Here is an 18,760-nt window from a genome sequence, read left to right on the forward strand (position 1 = left end):
CAATGTTGTTTTCAATAATGATAAACGATAAATTTATAGATTACTCCAGCGAGTATGTGACTGTTTACTTAATACGTTCAATAACTTCGATAAATAATGGTTCTTTAGATTATCTTGATCTTGTGATAGCGACTTTTTCTTGTTCACTAACGAATTGAAAACAAGTTAATGTCATTAAAGACATTAAGCTTTCTTTCAAAGATATCACAACATAATCTTAACAGCTTTTGCTAATGCTTAGATAGCAGCATTAATGATGCTATTATTTATAATCAACATGTAATAAATTAAAAGTTACAGTGCTATCAATACAAGGTTATCTTTTTATATCAAGTTTGGGCTTCATTTTAACTGCCATTTACCGTTTTCATCTTTACGATAAACTTTTTCGACAGCTGACCATGCAACTCGAAACGCAATTTGCTCGGGGGAACTATTATCGCGTCGTTTTTGCGGATCTTGATATTGTTTTATCGCGTGGTTGAAAGCTTCTTTAAAGATATCTTGGGCATGTTCGGGTAAAACGTGACGCACTGATTCAGGTAAATCATTTCGTGTTTGATATGGCATAACGCATTCCCCCATAAATTAATTGACACGGCACTCGAAGATAAAATATTGTTTAAATACAATAATATAAGATTAAATTTAATCTTTTTTATCAAATAATACAAGTCTTAATTTATCAGTATTGATATTGCCAACAATCAAACTTTATTTAAGTTAAGTTCTACTAGTCCAAGTTCATATTATGCATGTCAATAATAGCAAAACTGAGATATTTAGGGTAAATTGCACACAAATATTTTATTATTTTTTATAGCAAATTTGGATTATTAATTCAATAAATAACCCCTCATTCAACTAAAGCTAAATGAAGGGTTATCATTATTATCTCATTTATTATGCAACACCGGGTACAGTGAAATCCATAATGAGTAATAATGTTGGTAAAATAAATATTGATAAAATCGTTGAGGCAAAGAAAATACTTGATGCTTGTTCTTGTTCAACATTCCAATTGAATGCCAAAATGACGGCGGTCGATGCAGTTGGCATTGCTAATAAAAAGACCAATTCTTCAGCTTCCATTCCAGTAATGCCAAAAAGATGTACTGCAATCAAAGCAACAATTGGGGTAAGAAAGCTTTTTAATATTATATTCACTATCAATGGTTTTGAAAAAGTCAATTTAACACCATAAATACCCACTCCAACCGCAATTAGAGAGATAAAATTACATGCATTAGACATAATATCAAACGTATTGAATATAAAGTGTGGCATCCACGTTGTACCATCTGTTACACTGACAATTAACCCAAGAATAACTGCTAAAAACATGGGTTTCATCAGTGAATTTTTCACTGCACTCAGTACCATGGTTCCAGTAACTTTACCACCTGAGATTTTAGTATCACATAATTCTAGTAAGAAAATAGTCATTGGAATTAATGACAAAGCAACCACAAAATTCGCTATAGCAACAGAAATCGTAGAAGAAGCACCCAACATTAGGGTTAAAAATGGCACACCCATTCCCCCCATATTAGGGAAACAACATAACATTGAACTCATTGCCGTCGCCTTTAATTCTTTATGTAATATATATTTGTTAGTTAAAAAACAAATTATCCATAAAAAAGACATTGTACAGAAAAAGGCGATCATCCAAGTACCATTGAATATTTCTGATGGCTTAGCGTGGGAAGTATGAACAAACAGCAGTGCCGGAAAGACAAAATTTGAGACTAATCCAGATAATAACTTCTTAGAATCTTTAGTAAATATTTTCTGTTGTACACATAGCCAACCAAGAAAAATTAACAAAAATACCGGAAGACAAGAACTTATTACTTGCCCAACTGCTGACCAAATCAGATTCATTTTTTAAAACTCCTAAAAATAACTTTAATAAAAATTTATATTCGGTAATAGGACGGTAATTTGTTATGGATTTATTTTTATAGACCGTGCAAAAATACAGGGAATAGATAAAATGTACTTGTCATAGCCAGTACATTTTTGTACTCTTAACTTGTTGAAATTTCAAATTACTAAACTCTGTTTTATCGTTACTTTGATTAACTCAATAATTAATACCACATATATTTATGTGGATGGATTCATTAAATATCATAATATGTAACTATTATAACTTAATCTAAACATGCTTGTACAAAACTATACACTATTAATGTTATTAAAAAACAGAAACTTAGCAACATTTTATTTGACTTATCTCAATAATAATATGTTCTTATTATATCTAATAAAGCGTTATTTTTTGGTAAATAGAAGTGTTAAATTATAGTAAAAGTCAAAATTTAAGCTAATAATGCCTAATATTTAGTTGTTTCTGGATATTTTTAATGAGCGATTATAAAAACATTTTTAATATGAATATAAAATTTGACTTTTGGGAAAAATAAGGCTATACTTTAGGAAAATAGATTATCTGTATTTAAAAAGTTGTTAAATCCTTTCATAGTAACTTTTCTCAAAAACTTAAATCAATTATTAATGTTAAAAATAGAGTAAATTTATTGCATATATCATAATGAGTATAGCTATGTGTTTTCTATTTTAAAAACTCGTTAAGTTAATTAGATCCATCTATTAAAAATTATGTGCAATAGGTTAAGTATCATAAAAGCTACTAAATAACGACTAAATTTTAATCGTCAAATGCACTCAATATAACAAATTGAATCATATTATTAAAATTATTTTATCTTCTACTTTTTATTCGATTTTTTAAAGTTCCGTTTGCTGCTTCTATACAATTAAATCATATGGATTTTCGCTACTATATAATGCTATTAAGCCACTGTATTGTGGCTTTTTTATTTAAAAACAGTAGGCTTCGATTTAAGCCATAACAATGGCTAACAATCACTCTCCCAAATTATCAATCAAATTTTTAAAACAATTTTATATAACTACCGAGAAACATATTTTTTGGTAATTATATAAAAATAAACGGCTGTGTCATCAGAAGTTTATTAAAAACAGAAATTACTCAGGTAATTTTTTAATCTACAATTTATTCGATTTTTTAAAGTTTCGTTTGCTGCTTCTATACAATGAATACATATAGGGTTTCGCTACTATATAATGCTATTAAGCCACTGTATTGTGGCTTTTTTTATTTAAAAACAGCAGGCTTCGATTTAAGCCATAACAATGGCTAACAATCACTCTCCCAAATTATCAATCAAATTTTTAAAACAATTTTATATAACTACCGAGAAACATATTTTTTGGTAATTACATAAAAATAAACGGCTGTGTCATCAGAAGTTTATTAAAAACAGAAATTACTCAGGTAATTTTTTAATCTACAAAAATCACATAAGGAATATATTATGAAAGAAACTGCTAAAACTAAATATCCACTCGTTCTTGTACACGGTCTTTTTGGTTTTGATAAAATTATGGGCTATCCTTATTTTTTCAACATTGCCAAAAGATTACAAGAAGAAGGTGCTGTCGTTTTCACTCCTGCTATTTCAGCAACTAATTCAACCGAGGAGCGAGGAAAACAACTTTTAAAAGAGGTTAAGGATATTTTGAATGAAACTGGCGCAGAGAAAGTGAATTTAATTGGCCACAGCCAAGGTGCCCCGACTTCTCGTTATGTGGCAGCTGAAGCACCTAATTTAGTTGCTTCTGTAACATCAGTTAATGGCGTTAATTTTGGTTTAGAAATTGCCGATCTATTGCTTGATGTTTATGAAGGGCGAATCGTTGGCGAAGCTGCTTCGGTTATTGTCAATGCTTTCATGGCATTTATTAGTTTATTTAGTACTAAACCACTTTTACCACAAGATTTCTATTCGGCAGTCAAAAGTTTATCAACTAAAGGCACTGCTGAATTTAATAAAAAATATCCACAAGGGCTGCCAACGACTTGGGGTGGTGAAGGTAAAGAACTTGAAAGTAATGGTATTTATTATTACTCTTGGAGTGGAATTATTAAACAAAGAGATATCTTAAATGAAGGCTTGAATAACCTTGACCCATCCCACGCTATCTTAATTGAATTAGGCAAATTATTTACTAAAGAAAAAGATCAAAATGATGGAGTAGTTGGACGATTCAGTACTCATTTGGGTAAAGTGATCAAATCAGACTATCATATGGATCACCTTGATGCGATTAACCAAATTGGCGGAATGCACCCAATCAATCCACATCCAGTCAATATCTATCTGGAACATGCTGCACGTTTAAAAGCAAAAGGTTTATAATACTTTTGTTAATATTCGTAATTTAAAACCACCGTTTGGTGGTTTTTTATTACAACATTTTTACTTTATAAGAATCAGATTATTTTTTACTTCATCTCACTTTTAGTAAGAATTCATACTTATTTTGGCGAATAATCAGCATTGAAATAATGATAGCTTATTTCAGCCAACTTTCCATTGTGAATAATGTTTTTTATTCCTTGATTTAGATCTTGGGTTAACTGTTCACCTTGCCCACTCTTACTCACTAATAAATAGCTATAGGGTAAACCTATACGCGCACTATCCTCAGCACTTAATTCAATACTCTTTAATTTTAATTGATGTTGATCGATAAATTGTTGTAACATCGCACGATCGACTAATTGAAAATCATATTTACCACTTTCGACATGTTGTAATAATGCCAACAGATCGGCTTCACTATAATCAATGTTGACAGGGTTATTAGGGTTTTGCTGGTTATATTGTTCTAAAGCTGTTGAATAATTTAATCCAGGCGTTGTTTCTGTTGATTTACCATGCAAATCTTTAAAACTATTAATACGGTTATCATCAGATTTTACAGCGATAACATATTGGTTAAGAAAAATTGGATCAGTATAAAAATATTTTTCTTTACGCTGTTCATTCATCGCAAAATTATTTGCGCCAACTTGATAACGATCGGCATCAAGTCCTGCTAAAACTGAGGTAAATTCCGTTATTTCAAATGAAATTTGATATTGTGGTAATTCGGCAAAAATGGCCTTAACTACATCGATATCATAGCCTATCAATTCCCCTTTACTGTTAACCGTAGTAAAAGGACTCGGCTCACCTGAAGTGGCAATTACAATTTTCTTTTTGCTAATTTGCTCGGAAGAATTTTGTTTATTATCACAACCCGATAATAGCAACAAACCTGAAAAGAAAAGCAGATAACATTGAATATATTTCATAACCTCTATCTCCTTAATTAACTGACGGATAAACGCATTACTAATGGCTTTAATATTAATTAGATAAATCCCATGTTTTTCATTTCAATTACATGATCAGGTTGATAACGTGCCATTCCTGTTTTCATTAAATCAAATCCTAACTGTTGGTAAAACTTAACCGTCTGCGGATGCGTATATAATATAATGTTACACTGCTTAACCTGTGCTACTAGCGTTTCAACAATGACTTTACCATATCCTTTGCCATGCAAATGTTTAGCTAACGCTATGTTATAAATTGCTGCCTGACAAATCCCATCTGATAATGCTCTTCCTACCCCAACTACATGTTGATTTTCTAATAAAAAAACTACTGCGTAGCTTCTTTCAAATACTTGCCTTTGCGTAACGGCATCTAATTCACTTAGTCCATAAAATCGCAATAAATCCGCGACTTGCTGCCAATTGATATTTTGACAATGTTGTTGGATAACAATTCCCATAGATTTCCCTGCTATGACTCATCACTAAATTTGATAATCTGACGATAAAGTTGCAAAATAACGTGATAAAAATACTTTAGTTCGGGGATGTACCGGACAATGAAAGACTTGCTCTGGTGTGCCATCCTCAATGATTTGTCCTTGATCTAAGAATAATACCCTCGTAGCAATTTCGTAAACAAATTGCATCTCGTGAGACACTAAAATCATCGTGTTTCCGGCTTTAGCTGCCTGTTGAATACTCATGAGTACCTCACCAACTAACTCGGGATCGAGCGCTGATGTAGGTTCATCAAACAATAATACTTTTGGATTCATTGCTAATGCCCTGGCTATAGCTACCCGTTGTTGTTGCCCGCCTGATAATTGTTTGGGATAATGATAGACCCGTCCGCTTAAACCCACTTCCACTAATTTTTCTAAGGCAATCGCTTTTGCTTGTTGAGGAGAATACTTCTTGACCACCACTAATCCTTCCATGACATTTTCTAGGGCATTTTTCTGTTGGAAAAGATTAAATTGCTGAAAAACCATGGCACTTTGTTGCCGGAATTGTACTATTTCATTACGTTTTACATGAGCTAAATCAATTTCTTGATTACCAATACGAATCCTACCCTGCTGAGGCTTTTCTAATAAATTTAAGCACCGCAATAACGATGATTTACCCGCCCCAGATGCACCAATTATTGCAATAATTTCATTTTTCTGTATATCAAAACTGAGGTTATTTAAAATACAATGCTGATTAAAATAAAGCGTAAGGTTACGAACACTTATCATAGTAACTTACCTCGTCGATAATTTGGAATCTGATCACTATCAGGTATCGTTAGTCGTTTTTCAGCCATTTTAATTAATTGTTCAATAATGATAGTTAATGCCCAATAAATTAATGCTAGTGAGATGTACACTTCAAAATAGCGATAATGAAAACCGGCCAGAATTTTACCTCGGACGGTCATTTCCACAACCGAGCATACAAAAGCCAATGAGGTACCTTTTAATAACCCAATTAAAGTGTTACCAAAATTTGGTAATGCAACAATAAACGCCTCTGGAATTATAATACGTTGTAGAACCTGGCGATATGTCATACCGAGGGATTGGGCAGCTTCAATTTGACCTTTATTGACTGATTGCAAAGCGGCGCGAATAGTTTCCGAATTATATGCTGCTTCATTAAAGGAAAAGGCAATTAATACAAATAACATTGATGGAATATTATTAACATTATAATCAGTATCATAAAAATAATTGATATAACGTAACATTACTGGAATCCCATAAAAACTTAAATATAATTGTACTAATAACGGGGTACCACGGATAAACGAGACAAAAACGGTTGCCATCGGTGATAATATACGAATTTGATTTAATTTAATCAGTGCTATGATTAAACCAATTAATACCCCAAATATCATCGAAAAAAACGTTATAAATAAGGTCATCGGCAAATAGGCTAATAACGTCGGAATTAGTCTAATAATCAGTGGAAAATCTACTATATTTGGCATAATACTTTATCCTGATGATCTTTACATAGCGAGTTAATTGATGAGATCGTTATCGATTGTTTGATGTATACCAAATACTTACGTCAGGTCCTAGCGGCAAAATATCATAAGGATTTTTTGCGTGATCCCCTAAATAATAACCTTGTTTAATTGCCTGAAAATCGGTAGTAGAACCAAATGCAGGAATTTGATAAAGCCTTCTGGAATAAGCCCATAAATGCGGAAAATCAACTAAACGATTGCGATTGGTGTTAAATACCGAATAATAAGCTACATCAAAGCGTGCTAATGTGACATACAAGCGAATATCTGAGTCAGTGATATGATCACCAAACAAATAACGCGAATGACTTAACCGTTTCTCTAATTCATCTAATCGGTTAAATACCAAATTATAAGCATCTTCATAAGCTTGTTGCGATTGAGCGAACCCAGCTTTATAGACACCATTATTTAACTCATGAAACAATGTTTGATTAAGTTCTTCAATATCAGCTCGCAGATGTTCAGGATATAAATCAGGGGCATCAGCTTTGTGAAAGGGTTTAAAGACGGTTTCCCAATAATAAGTTAGATTAAAATAATCATTATTTACAACTTTACCGGTTTTGACATCAACCACGGTAGGGACTGTAGCCCGTCCACTATAATCAGGATCAGTTTTAGCATAAATTTCTGGTAAATAACGAATTCCTAATACAGGATCTACACCATTTGGATCCAAAGAAAACTCCCACCCTTGTTTAGTTCTGACAGGACTAGCTTTACCTATACTAATCACATTTTCCAGACCTAATAATTTAATGGCAATGATGGAACGATGTGCCCACGGGCATACCGCAGCCCATAATAAACGATAACGCCCTGCTTCGACTGGTAACATGCCAGCTTGGTCACCAAAAGGCGTCGTAAAATGATTGTGTTGACGAACAAATTTACCATTCTTATCAATCTCTTTAACCTTTTCAGAAGTGACGATTTTACCTATAGTCATAGCAGAATTCCTTATTATCAATTGCGAGAATTAATGTCATTTCAAATCTATTTCTGCAATCTAACATCAAATATTTTTTGGATAAAATAACCAATAAATATATGGTTATAATAATCAATTATATCCAACCTCCTTCTTCAATGAGCAAAATATAAGCAGCTTCACAGTTTATATGTACCTTTCGCTTTATTTTTGCTATGATTTTAGACTCGTTTTATGTTATTGGATAAACTGCGATGTTCTATGATTTAGTGCCAGCAGAGCTACAAAATGACTTTGATGCACTACTTAATGATTTGTCATATTTACCGGAACAGGTTAAAGAATGTTGTCCATTTTGTCACCAAATCAATTTTCGTAAAATTCGTCAAAAACCGCTCACATTCCGATGTAAAAGTTGCCAAAAATATTTCAATCCTCTAACAAAAACACCATTTAATCGATTGGTACCAACAATTTGGTTAGGTATGATTCTAACGCGTCGAATTGAAAAAGCGACACATCATACTCTTGCTTATGAATTAGATTGTACGATTGATATGGTTAAACGTCGCGAACATGCATTAATAGATTATATGCAACAACACTATCCTCACTTTCATTATTGGTATACACAAATTCGAGTGACCCAAAATGATATGTTGCCGACAATGATCGAAGAACAATATACTGCTTTATCTAAATTAATTAAACAATTGTTAACTATAGAAAAATTTCCATGTCATCATTGTCAATCTGATAATACAGTTAAAATAGGACATCGAACTGGCTTTCGCTGTCGACAATGTCGTAAAACGTTTAATTTACTAAGTAAAACGCCATTAAATAAAATCCCACACCCCGAACAATGGCAACCTTTTATTGCATTGCTGGTCGCAAATAATACCAATAAAACGATTGCAACTTCACTTAATTTGAGTTTAAGCACTGTGAGTAAATGGCGCCAAATTTGGTGTGAGACTATGAACAATTGGGGTTATGCTGAGTTGGCGGTCTGGTGTAATAAAAAACAATAATAGAAGCTCAATGATGAGCGCGTCTATCTCCAAAAGTTATTGGTAATAACCTAACTGAATTAGTTAACACTAGCAAACACACTAATTAGCTCAGGTGTGATTTTTTAAGAAAAATTAAATATCGTTATTTAGATCAATTCATTTGGTTAGTAAATAAAATTGTTTATAAGCCTTATTTTACCGATATAAACTGCCAAAGCGACTAAAACTAATTATTTGATACTATCGACTGGGTTTAAGGTTTTGAAATCGATTGTTTCAACATAATCAGTTTTAGCTAATGGTTGTTGCGCAATATTTTTCTCCAATAGCATGATGCAATTATGACAATCTTCTTTGCCATGTTTAATCAAAATTTGTGCAACTTTCATCGCTTGATAAAAGCATAACGTGGCACTTTGCTCTTGCTGTTACAAATAACTATTGCGAGAACTTTTCGCTAAACCATCAGCCTCACGCACGATAGAGTAACTGATTACGGCAATATTAAAAGTTTAAATCATTAACCATTTGTTTAATCGCTGCCAGTTGCTGGGGATCTTTTTGCCGGAGATAAGCGCGATCTAACTGAGTAATATCAAATAACTTAGTTATAATAGTACAAACAGCTATAAATGGCCTGGCCGCCTTTTACCACAGAGTGCTTCAGTTCTCCCATTAACATCAACATAAGAACAAAATACGGATCGTAGAGTTCGTCCACTGTTAGGCAACATAGTAAATTGCCCCCTTTTTTGGCCAGCCAGTATTTCACGCTTAAGGCCAAGAGGGTAACTGACTAAATCTTCAAGTGGTCCAAATTGAATTGGATTGACAAAAATCGATACAATCACTTTATCATGTTGTTGTTTAATTTGTTGCATACTAGATTGACATAATGTCTGTGCATTTCCGATAAATAACTGATGCCAATATTGTTGAAAGTTTGTACTATACTTATCATTAAATTGTATGATTTTAGTGCATTTAAAATAATCTACATGACTATTTAATAACTTTCTGCTCGTTATTAATGATTTAAATATCTAAAATATAGCATAAAAAATGTCATCTCTAATTCACCAATAAATCCTTATTGTAGAACTATTTCATCGGCAGTTTGATAATATTGGTTGTACTATTTTTCGCCATAAAACACAATATATAGTACTTTATTTATTAATAGACACTACATATTGTATTTTTTGATCATTATCAATTATTATATGTTTTATTAGTTTTTTGTAATTTATTATATGGATGAGAGTATGAACAAATCGATGTTAGTCACTAAACGCAATGGTCAAAAAGAGCCAATTGATCTTGATAAAATTCACCGGGTGATAAACTGGGCAGCCGAAGGATTAAATAATGTTTCAGTATCCCAAGTGGAACTTCGATCTCATATTCAATTTTATGATGGTATTCGTACTGAGGACATTCACGAAACAATTATTCGTGCGGCTGCTGATTTAATATCACAAGAAGCACCTGATTATCAATATTTATCAGCTCGTTTAGCAATTTTTCATCTGCGTAAAAAAGCCTTTGGTCAATTCGAACCCCCAAAACTTTATGATCATGTTAAAAAATTAGTAGCCGATGGTCGTTATGATAAACATTTATTAACTGACTATACAGAATCTGAATTTAATCAAATGGATGGGGTTTTAGATCATTGGCGTGATATGACGTTTTCTTATGCAGCGGTAAAACAACTTGAAGGTAAATATTTAGTCCAAAACCGAGTAACTGGACAAATTTATGAAAGTGCGCAATTCTTATATATTTTAGTTGCAGCCTGCTTATTTGCTAATTATCCTAAAGCAACTCGCCTCGATTACGTAAAAGGTTTTTATGATGCGATTTCAACATTTAAAATTTCATTACCCACACCGATTATGGCAGGAGTACGCACCCCGACTCGTCAGTTTAGTTCATGCGTATTAATTGAATGTGATGATAGCTTAGATTCAATCAACGCCACCGCAAGTGCAATTGTCAAATATGTTTCTCAACGTGCTGGAATAGGGGTTAATGCCGGCCGCATTCGCGCGTTAGGTAGCCCTATTCGGGGCGGTGAAGCTTTTCATACTGGTTGTATACCATTTTATAAATATTTCCAAACTGCAGTAAAATCATGCTCACAGGGAGGAGTACGTGGTGGAGCGGCAACGGTATTTTATCCATTATGGCACTTAGAAGTAGAAAGTTTATTAGTGTTACGTAACAATCGCGGTGTAGAAGAAAACCGAGTCCGTCATTTAGATTATGGGGTACAAATTAATAAACTCATGTATCAGCGTTTAATTAACGGTGAAAATATTACGTTATTTAGTCCGTCAGATGTTCCAGGCTTATATGATGCCTTTTTTTCAAATCAAGATGAATTTGAACAGTTATATCAACAATATGAAGCTGATGAATCGATTCGCAAACGTTCCGTTAAAGCTGTAGAATTATTTGCACTTCTTATGCAAGAACGTGCTTCGACCGGACGTATTTATATTCAAAACGTCGATCATTGTAATACCCATAGTCCGTTTAATGCCGAGGTAGCGCCGATACGTCAGTCCAATTTATGTATGGAAATCGCTTTACCAACAAAACCGCTTAATAATATTAATGATGCAACGGGTGAAATTGCTCTCTGTACCTTATCTGCTTTTAATTTAGGGATGATTGAATCATTAGACGAATTTGAAGAACTAGCGCGTTTGGCAGTACGCGCTCTTGATGGATTATTAGATTATCAAGATTATCCGGTACCGGCCGCAAAAACATCCACTATGAACCGCCGTACACTAGGTATTGGAGTGATTAACTATGCTTATTATTTAGCTAAACATGGTGTGAAATATTCTGACGGGAGTGCCAATAATCTTACTCATCGTACTTTTGAAGCAATGCAATACTATTTGTTAAAAGCATCTAATGAATTAGCTATAGAAAAAGGTGCTTGTCCACTATTCCATGAAACAACTTATGCACAAGGTATTTTACCGATTGACACGTATAAACGTGATTTGGACGATATTGTTAAAACAAAATTGAATTATGATTGGGAAGGATTACGTCAATCGATTAAACAATATGGTTTACGTAACTCAACACTATCAGCATTAATGCCATCGGAAACCTCATCGCAAATTTCTAATGCAACTAATGGCATCGAACCACCTAGAGGCTATGTGAGTGTGAAAGCATCTAAAGATGGCATTTTAAAACAAGTGGTGCCTGAGTATGAGACGTTGAAGCATTTTTATGAGTTACTCTGGCAAATCCCGAATAATACCGGTTACTTACAATTGGTCGGCATTATGCAAAAATTTGTTGATCAATCAATTTCAGCGAATACTAATTATGATCCAACTAAATTCGCTAATGACAAAGTACCAATGAAACAATTACTTGCTGATCTGTTGATCGCATACAAATATGGTGTCAAAACACTTTATTACCATAATACGCGTGATGGAGCAGAAGATATTCAGGAAGATATCATTACTGTAACTGATGACGGGTGTGAAGGTGGTGCTTGTAAAATTTAAACATAGATAAACGTTTATAGCGTAGGAAATCATTATCCCTATCGTTTTGGTATATATAATGTGGTAGTTAATTATCTACCACTATGTTTTTATGGTTAAATCAGCTTAATATTTAACCATAATTAGCTATTTAATCATTGAGGAATCTTACTATGAGTTATACCATTTTCTGCCAAACACACAATGATCAGCTCAAAGAACCAATGTTTCTTGGTCAACCCGTTAACGTTGCACGTTATGATCAACAAAAATATGAAATGTTTGAAAAACTGATTGAAAAACAATTATCCTTTTTCTGGCGCCCAGAAGAAGTAGATGTTTCCCAAGATCGGATTGACTACGCTGCTTTACCTGAACATGAAAAACATATTTTTATTAGTAACTTAAAATATCAGACGTTATTAGATTCTATTCAGGGTCGTAGCCCTAATATTGCCTTATTACCACTCATTTCTATTCCAGAATTAGAAACTTGGGTGGAAACATGGTCATTTTCCGAAACGATCCATTCTCGTTCCTATACTCATATCATTCGTAACATTGTGAATAATCCCTCAATTGTATTTGATGATATTGTTACCAATGAAGAAATAAAAAAACGCGCAACTGACATTGCTCAATACTATGATGATTTAATTGAATATTCCAGTTATTACAGTTTATTAGGGGCTGGTAAACATGAAGTGAATGGTAAAACAATAAATATTGACATGCGTGAGCTTAAGAAAAAACTCTATTTATGCTTAATGAGTGTGAACGCATTAGAGGCAATTCGTTTTTATGTCAGCTTTGCTTGTTCATTCGCTTTTGCTGAACGCGAGCTAATGGAAGGTAATGCTAAAATTATTAAACTAATTGCTCGCGATGAAGCATTACATTTAACAGGTACTCAATTTATGATTAATACCTTACGCAGTGGTGAAGATGACCCAGAAATGGCTGAAATCGCTCAAGAATGTGAAGGAGAGTGCTACGAATTATTTTTAAAAGCTGCGAATCAGGAAAAAGAGTGGGCAGGATATCTTTTTTCCGGTGGTTCAATGATTGGATTAAATAAAGAAATTTTATGTCAATATATTGAATATATCACCAATATTCGTATGCAAGCCGTAGGACTTAAATTACCTTTTGAAACAAAATCCAATCCAATTCCTTGGATCAATAACTGGTTAGTATCTGATAATGTACAAGTTGCACCTCAAGAAGCTGAAATTAGTTCTTACTTAGTTGGGCAAATTGATTCAGAAATTAATGAAGATGATTTAAGTGATTTCACATTATAAATCCTCACCTATTGATTAAATAACCTAATTTTATTGTACTTTTTTCGTTCTTTGTTAAAAATAACTCAATGATATATTAGCGTTACAAAAACATATCAGTCGATCACATGTGGTCGACTGAGCTATATTTGCGTAATAGAATTTTTATATGAATTGATGAAAGATTTTACTTTATCAGTGAACAATTAAAGCGATAACCTAGCTTGTTAAACTTCAATCACCATAAGTCTTTTTGTTGCCTTAATATTAACCACGATATCTTTAATAAAAGATAACACAAAATACTTGATTAAGTTGAAAACTTACAAACCGATTAACTTATTTTTTTTCACTTTCCGCCTATTTGTAAATAAAATGTAATTTTAATGTAAATAAAAATATTTAAAATGTTAACTTTAAAAAGTGAATAAATTTCATTTAATCAAAAGCATAAATAAATCAAAATATTAAAAGTAAATATTTATTAATTTTTATTTACAAAAAGTATTGCGTAAATCAAATTATAGTGTTATTCTTAAACCTGCTTAGAAATTGAATGAAAAGATGTGTAAATATTTTTTCTGAAGATTTTGAAGCTATATTTCCTTTCTGTTAATAGTTATTTGGGGCTTATGTACTAGCCCCCTTTTTTTATTTACTGAGTCATGCTATTAGTAGTGTAATCACTTTTTTTAGATTTTTTTCAATGTGTATTAGTAATACTTTGATGCTAGGGCAATTATTGGTTGATCATTTAAAATAATGTTATCATTGACAACTTAATATTTTAGGGTAACGATATTAAATAATAATTGACGGTCGATGATAAATGCTTAATGAAAACTGAAATCTACTCAACGCTCAATTTACCATTTTCTCCGCTCGATATTGATAATGAGCAGTTATCGATAAATAATCTTAAATCGTTATTAGATAAATTTTATCAATGGTCTGTGACAGAATTTGAAGCAAAAACCGATATCGATACACTGATTTATATGCGTTCCAAATTTATTGATCAATTACTTATCCGCTTATGGCAATATTTCCAATTACCTGAACAAATTTCTTCGTTATTTCAAATTAATCGAATATCACTCATTGCTGTTGGCGGTTATGGACGTGGTGAGCTTCATCCATTATCTGATGTAGATATTCTTATCCTTAGTGATAAACCATTGACAAAATCAATTGAAGATAAAATAGGTCAACTCGTTCGCTTATTGTGGGATTTACACTTAGATGTCGGTCATAGCGTGCGAACCTTAAAAGTATGTTTACAAGAAGCTAAAAACGATATAACGATTATGACCAATCTACTCGAAGCTAGATTGATTGTTGGTAATAATAAACTCTTTAATGAATTACTACATCAGATACTTAACAACACCATCTGGCCATCGCGAGAATTTTATCAAGCCAAAATTAATGAACAATTGCAGCGTCACCGACAATATCACAGTACCAGTTATAACCTTGAACCTGATATAAAAAATAGTCCTGGTGGTTTACGTGATATTCAAATAATACAATGGATTGCATTAAGACATTTTGGTAGCAATTTTTTACAGGAACAAAATCATTTTAACTACCTTACGCCAGAAGAAATCGAAGAAATCAATAATTGCCAACGATTTTTGTGGCGTATACGTTTTGCCCTCCATATCGTAATTAATCGTTATGACAATCGATTGCTATTTGATCGGCAGTTGAGTATCGCCAGATTACTGGGATATCAAGGGGAAGGAAATCAACCGGTTGAAAAAATGATGCGCGATTATTACCGTGTCGTACATAATATAACTGAATTAAATCAAATGTTATTGCAACTGTTTGAAGAATCAATACTCACACTTAAACCAGAAAACAGGCCCTATGATATTGATCAATATTTTCAAATACGTGATAAATTAATTGATGTTAAAGATAATAATTTGTTTATTGATAACCCAGTAATGATTTTAAAGCTATTTCATACCATGCTTTTAAATCGACAAATCATTGGTATCTATTCTAATACAATTCGGCAATTGCGTTCAGCGCGTCGCAAAATGAATGGTTTATTGTGTGAGTATCCGCAAGCACGCCAACAATTTATGCAAATAATCAAACATCCAGATGTAATAAAGAAAGCCTTATTACCTATGCATCGATATGGTATTTTAGCGATTTATATTCCAGGTTGGAAACGCATAGTCGGCATGATGCAATTTGATTTATTTCATCAATATACCGTAGATGAACATACCATCCGTCTGTTACTGGAATTAGCCGACTTTACCACTCCAGATGGGCAAAAAAAACATCCTAATAGTTCGCAAGTCTATGCCAAATTAGCTAAACCTGAATTATTAGTGATTACAGCCCTATTTCACGATATCGCCAAAGGTCGCTCTGGTGATCACTCCGAATTAGGCGCAGATTTGGTGGAACAATTTTGCCAATTACACAATGTCAACGAAAAAGATAGCAAATTAATCGTTTGGTTAGTTCGCTATCATTTATTAATGTCGATTACTGCCCAAAGCCGCGATTTGCAAGATCCAGCTGTCATTCGTGAATTTGCTCAGCAAGTTAAGAATAAAACCTATTTACAATATTTACTCTGCCTGACTGTTGCTGATGTCTGTGCAACTAATGAAACCTTATGGAATAGTTGGAAACAAAGTTTAATGCGCGAACTTTACTGCCAAACTGATCGCTTGTTTAATTTAGGCATTCACCAAATTCCAGAGCATCGTAGTATTGCCAGAGAACATAAACAATCTGCCTTAACATTACTTAAGCTAGATGGTTATGATGAAACTACGATTAAAGTATTTTGGCAAAATTATCAATTTGATTATTTTTGGCGTTATACAACAGAACAAATTGTTTGGCATGTTAAACATTTACTTTATCATAATCTAACAGAACCATTGGTGGTCATTAATGAAAAACCGTTTCATGGTGGTACCGAAGTTTTCATTTACTCACCGGATAGACCATATCTATTTGCTACAGTAAGTAATGAATTAAATAAACGTAACTTGAATATCCATGACGCATTAATCACCACCAATAAAAAAGAGTATGCTTTAGACACATTTATTGTACTTGACCCAAATGGTCAACTAATTAGCCATGATCGTCATGAAGAGATTAAAACAAGTTTAGAAAAAGCCTTACGGCAAACTGATTATAAACGTGCCAAAATTAAGCGGCCATTATCAAAATTGCGCCATTTTACGGTACCAACAGAAATTAATTTCTTATCTAGCCTTAATGATCGTAAAACATACGTTGAATTAATTACGAAAGATAGGCCTGGTTTACTCGCCTATTTAGGTGAGATTTTTTCTAATTTAGACTTATCACTGCGTAGTGCAAAAATCGTCACCATTGGCGAACATATAGAAGATTTATTTGTCTTAACCAATAAAAATAATCAAGCACTTAATGAACAAAGCTGCCAGCTACTACGACAGGCTATTTTGGATGTGATTGATGAAATGGATAATGAATCTTAAGCACGATACCCTCATATTAACAGATGTTATTACGAACTTTGCTATTTATTATCAATAGATGAAAACTAACTATTAAGTGATGGGCAAAATACTACATATAAACCGATATGCGGTATATAATATTGGTAATATGCGCAAAAGTTAAAAAATTATTATGCAATTCTTCCTAATTTTGTTTCCAATTTTTTGTATTTTTATTGTCGGTTTCATCGCTCAAAAAACGCTTAAATTTGATATTGCTAACCTATCGAAAATGTCACTTTATGTGTTGTCTCCTTTTTTGGCTTTCAAAACATTTTACACACATACTTTGACGGTTAATTATCTATTTTATACTGTTTATCTTTTTTCACTGTGTTTTATTTTAGTTGGTATCGTTTACTTATGTGGTTTATTGATGAAATGGCGAGCCAAAGAATCTTGTGCGATGGTACTAAGTTCATGTTTTATGAATAATGGCAATTATGGAACCCCCGTTATTTTGACTTTTTTTGGGGAAATTGGTTTTGATCTAGCTGTGATTATCATGGTATTACAACAGTTTGTTATGAGTACTGTTGGTATTTACTATGCCGCAAAAGGTAGTAATTATCCTGATATGGTAAGCCAAAAGGCAGTATTGAAAAAAGTGATTCGCATGCCTATTGCTTATGGAGCATTACTTGGCATTATATTTCAGGTTTGTCAAATTCCATTATCAACCGCCGTACTAAATTCAATAGCTATGATTGGCGATGCATCTATTGTGGTAATCATGATTATATTAGGAATGCAATTAGCTACTTTAACTATTAAACAAATAGAGTATGCTAAGATTAGCATTGCATTAACAATTAGAATGATAATTTCACCATTGATTTCAGTAGCATTAGTTTATTTTTTACCGATTGATCATATGTCGAAACAGATTTTGATTATTCTTTCTGCGATGCCTAGTGCAGCTAATACAACACTGATGTCGGTACAATTTAATACTAAACCCGAGCTCGTTTCAAGTTCAACGTTTATCAGTACCCTATTAAGTTTAATTACCTTACCAATCGTACTTTGGTTAGTCGGCACACCTGTTCCATTTTAAACTGAAATGCGCAGGAACTGCTAATGATTAGCATGCTAATCTAGCAAGTTTGCGCTACTGTAATGAAAGTTTTTTCTAATCAGATTATACCGTTTAGTTAAGTAACAGTTTATTAATGATAAGTTATCAGCTAAAGGTAAAAACGGGTATGTAGTAAACATAAAAGGCTGTG

At 32.8% G+C, this 18,760-nt stretch carries 15 protein-coding genes and 1 pseudogene; 6 read left to right on the plus strand and 10 right to left on the minus strand.

Annotated features, from left to right (window positions below):
- Positions 1-342: 342 nt before the first annotated feature.
- Together JMI89_RS02350 and JMI89_RS02355 are read right to left on the minus strand one after the other, a co-directional pair.
- A complete protein-coding gene (locus JMI89_RS02350) occupies positions 343-570 on the minus strand; it encodes a ChaB family protein (RefSeq protein WP_187755856.1) in 228 nt (75 codons plus the stop codon).
- Positions 571-903: 333 nt separating this feature from the next.
- On the minus strand, positions 904-1,887 hold the full coding sequence (locus JMI89_RS02355) for an AEC family transporter (protein WP_187755857.1): 984 nt from the start codon (positions 1,885-1,887) through the stop codon (positions 904-906).
- Positions 1,888-3,368: 1,481 nt separating this feature from the next.
- On the opposite strand from JMI89_RS02355, the gene JMI89_RS02360 reads away from it, so the two are divergent.
- Positions 3,369-4,253: a triacylglycerol lipase gene (locus JMI89_RS02360; protein WP_187755858.1), complete on the plus strand. Its 885-nt coding sequence runs from the start codon at positions 3,369-3,371 to the stop codon at positions 4,251-4,253.
- A gap of 119 nt (positions 4,254-4,372) precedes the next feature.
- Here JMI89_RS02360 and JMI89_RS02365 read toward each other — a convergent pair whose 3' ends face one another.
- From JMI89_RS02365 to JMI89_RS02385, 5 genes are read right to left on the minus strand one after another with little or no spacing between them, the layout of a single operon-like run.
- Positions 4,373-5,194 carry a transporter substrate-binding domain-containing protein gene (locus JMI89_RS02365; protein WP_187755859.1) on the minus strand — a complete coding sequence of 274 codons (822 nt, stop codon included), beginning with the start codon at positions 5,192-5,194 and terminating at the stop codon, positions 4,373-4,375.
- 59 nt (positions 5,195-5,253) lie between these two features.
- On the minus strand, positions 5,254-5,679 hold the full coding sequence (locus JMI89_RS02370) for a GNAT family N-acetyltransferase (protein ID WP_187755860.1): 426 nt from the start codon (positions 5,677-5,679) through the stop codon (positions 5,254-5,256).
- Between the two features lie 24 nt (positions 5,680-5,703).
- Positions 5,704-6,462: an amino acid ABC transporter ATP-binding protein gene (locus JMI89_RS02375; RefSeq protein ID WP_187755861.1), complete on the minus strand. Its 759-nt coding sequence runs from the start codon at positions 6,460-6,462 to the stop codon at positions 5,704-5,706.
- Positions 6,459-7,199, minus strand: coding sequence for an amino acid ABC transporter permease (locus tag JMI89_RS02380; protein ID WP_220679247.1), 741 nt, complete (start codon positions 7,197-7,199; stop codon positions 6,459-6,461). Before JMI89_RS02380 ends, JMI89_RS02375 begins: the two co-directional genes overlap by 4 nt.
- A gap of 49 nt (positions 7,200-7,248) precedes the next feature.
- Positions 7,249-8,193: a glutathione S-transferase family protein gene (locus JMI89_RS02385; protein WP_220679248.1), complete on the minus strand. Its 945-nt coding sequence runs from the start codon at positions 8,191-8,193 to the stop codon at positions 7,249-7,251.
- A gap of 236 nt (positions 8,194-8,429) precedes the next feature.
- On the opposite strand from JMI89_RS02385, the gene JMI89_RS02390 reads away from it, so the two are divergent.
- The gene (locus JMI89_RS02390; protein WP_220679249.1) at positions 8,430-9,209 is read left to right on the plus strand and encodes a hypothetical protein; all 780 of its coding nucleotides are present in this window, start codon (positions 8,430-8,432) and stop codon (positions 9,207-9,209) included.
- 212 nt (positions 9,210-9,421) lie between these two features.
- On the opposite strand, the gene JMI89_RS02395 is transcribed toward JMI89_RS02390, so the two are convergent.
- The 3 genes and pseudogenes from JMI89_RS02395 to JMI89_RS11845 all read right to left on the minus strand — a co-directional run bounded on the left by JMI89_RS02395 (position 9,422) and on the right by JMI89_RS11845 (position 10,072).
- A complete protein-coding gene (locus JMI89_RS02395; protein WP_187755865.1) occupies positions 9,422-9,580 on the minus strand; it encodes a hypothetical protein in 159 nt (52 codons plus the stop codon).
- A gap of 39 nt (positions 9,581-9,619) precedes the next feature.
- Positions 9,620-9,694, minus strand: coding sequence for a pantoate--beta-alanine ligase (locus JMI89_RS12005; RefSeq protein ID WP_220679255.1), 75 nt, complete (start codon positions 9,692-9,694; stop codon positions 9,620-9,622).
- Between the two features lies 1 nt (position 9,695).
- Positions 9,696-10,072 (minus strand): annotated as a pseudogene (locus JMI89_RS11845) (pantoate--beta-alanine ligase).
- Positions 10,073-10,456: 384 nt separating this feature from the next.
- Between JMI89_RS11845 and nrdA the strand changes: the two are divergent.
- From nrdA to JMI89_RS02430, 4 genes are all read left to right on the plus strand, one after another.
- The gene (gene nrdA / locus JMI89_RS02415) at positions 10,457-12,739 is read left to right on the plus strand and encodes a class 1a ribonucleoside-diphosphate reductase subunit alpha (protein WP_220679251.1); all 2,283 of its coding nucleotides are present in this window, start codon (positions 10,457-10,459) and stop codon (positions 12,737-12,739) included.
- A 152-nt stretch (positions 12,740-12,891) separates the two neighbouring features.
- Complete coding sequence (gene nrdB, locus JMI89_RS02420; RefSeq protein ID WP_187755868.1) at positions 12,892-14,022, plus strand: class Ia ribonucleoside-diphosphate reductase subunit beta; 1,131 nt, start codon at positions 12,892-12,894, stop codon at positions 14,020-14,022.
- A gap of 815 nt (positions 14,023-14,837) precedes the next feature.
- Positions 14,838-17,510: a bifunctional uridylyltransferase/uridylyl-removing protein GlnD gene (glnD, locus tag JMI89_RS02425; protein WP_187755869.1), complete on the plus strand. Its 2,673-nt coding sequence runs from the start codon at positions 14,838-14,840 to the stop codon at positions 17,508-17,510.
- A 154-nt stretch (positions 17,511-17,664) separates the two neighbouring features.
- Positions 17,665-18,588, plus strand: coding sequence for an AEC family transporter (locus tag JMI89_RS02430; protein ID WP_187755870.1), 924 nt, complete (start codon positions 17,665-17,667; stop codon positions 18,586-18,588).
- Positions 18,589-18,760: the final 172 nt, after the last annotated feature.

It is taken from the genome of Frischella sp. Ac48, from assembly GCF_019641635.1.
Lineage (GTDB): Bacteria > Pseudomonadota > Gammaproteobacteria > Enterobacterales > Orbaceae > Frischella > Frischella japonica.

Excerpts from the sequence above, each read along its gene's own strand:
- JMI89_RS02350 (WP_187755856.1), bottom strand. The coding sequence starts at position 570 with ATGCCATATCAAACACGAAATGATTTACCTGAATCAGTGCGTCACGTT.
- JMI89_RS02355 (WP_187755857.1), bottom strand. The coding sequence starts at position 1,887 with ATGAATCTGATTTGGTCAGCAGTTGGGCAAGTAATAAGTTCTTGTCTT.
- JMI89_RS02360 (WP_187755858.1), top strand. The coding sequence starts at position 3,369 with ATGAAAGAAACTGCTAAAACTAAATATCCACTCGTTCTTGTACACGGT.
- JMI89_RS02365 (WP_187755859.1), bottom strand. The coding sequence starts at position 5,194 with ATGAAATATATTCAATGTTATCTGCTTTTCTTTTCAGGTTTGTTGCTA.
- JMI89_RS02370 (WP_187755860.1), bottom strand. The coding sequence starts at position 5,679 with ATGGGAATTGTTATCCAACAACATTGTCAAAATATCAATTGGCAGCAA.
- JMI89_RS02375 (WP_187755861.1), bottom strand. The coding sequence starts at position 6,462 with ATGATAAGTGTTCGTAACCTTACGCTTTATTTTAATCAGCATTGTATT.
- JMI89_RS02380 (WP_220679247.1), bottom strand. The coding sequence starts at position 7,199 with ATGCCAAATATAGTAGATTTTCCACTGATTATTAGACTAATTCCGACG.
- JMI89_RS02385 (WP_220679248.1), bottom strand. The coding sequence starts at position 8,193 with ATGACTATAGGTAAAATCGTCACTTCTGAAAAGGTTAAAGAGATTGAT.
- JMI89_RS02390 (WP_220679249.1), top strand. The coding sequence starts at position 8,430 with ATGTTCTATGATTTAGTGCCAGCAGAGCTACAAAATGACTTTGATGCA.
- JMI89_RS02395 (WP_187755865.1), bottom strand. The coding sequence starts at position 9,580 with ATGAAAGTTGCACAAATTTTGATTAAACATGGCAAAGAAGATTGTCAT.
- nrdA (WP_220679251.1), top strand. The coding sequence starts at position 10,457 with ATGAACAAATCGATGTTAGTCACTAAACGCAATGGTCAAAAAGAGCCA.
- nrdB (WP_187755868.1), top strand. The coding sequence starts at position 12,892 with ATGAGTTATACCATTTTCTGCCAAACACACAATGATCAGCTCAAAGAA.
- glnD (WP_187755869.1), top strand. The coding sequence starts at position 14,838 with ATGAAAACTGAAATCTACTCAACGCTCAATTTACCATTTTCTCCGCTC.
- JMI89_RS02430 (WP_187755870.1), top strand. The coding sequence starts at position 17,665 with ATGCAATTCTTCCTAATTTTGTTTCCAATTTTTTGTATTTTTATTGTC.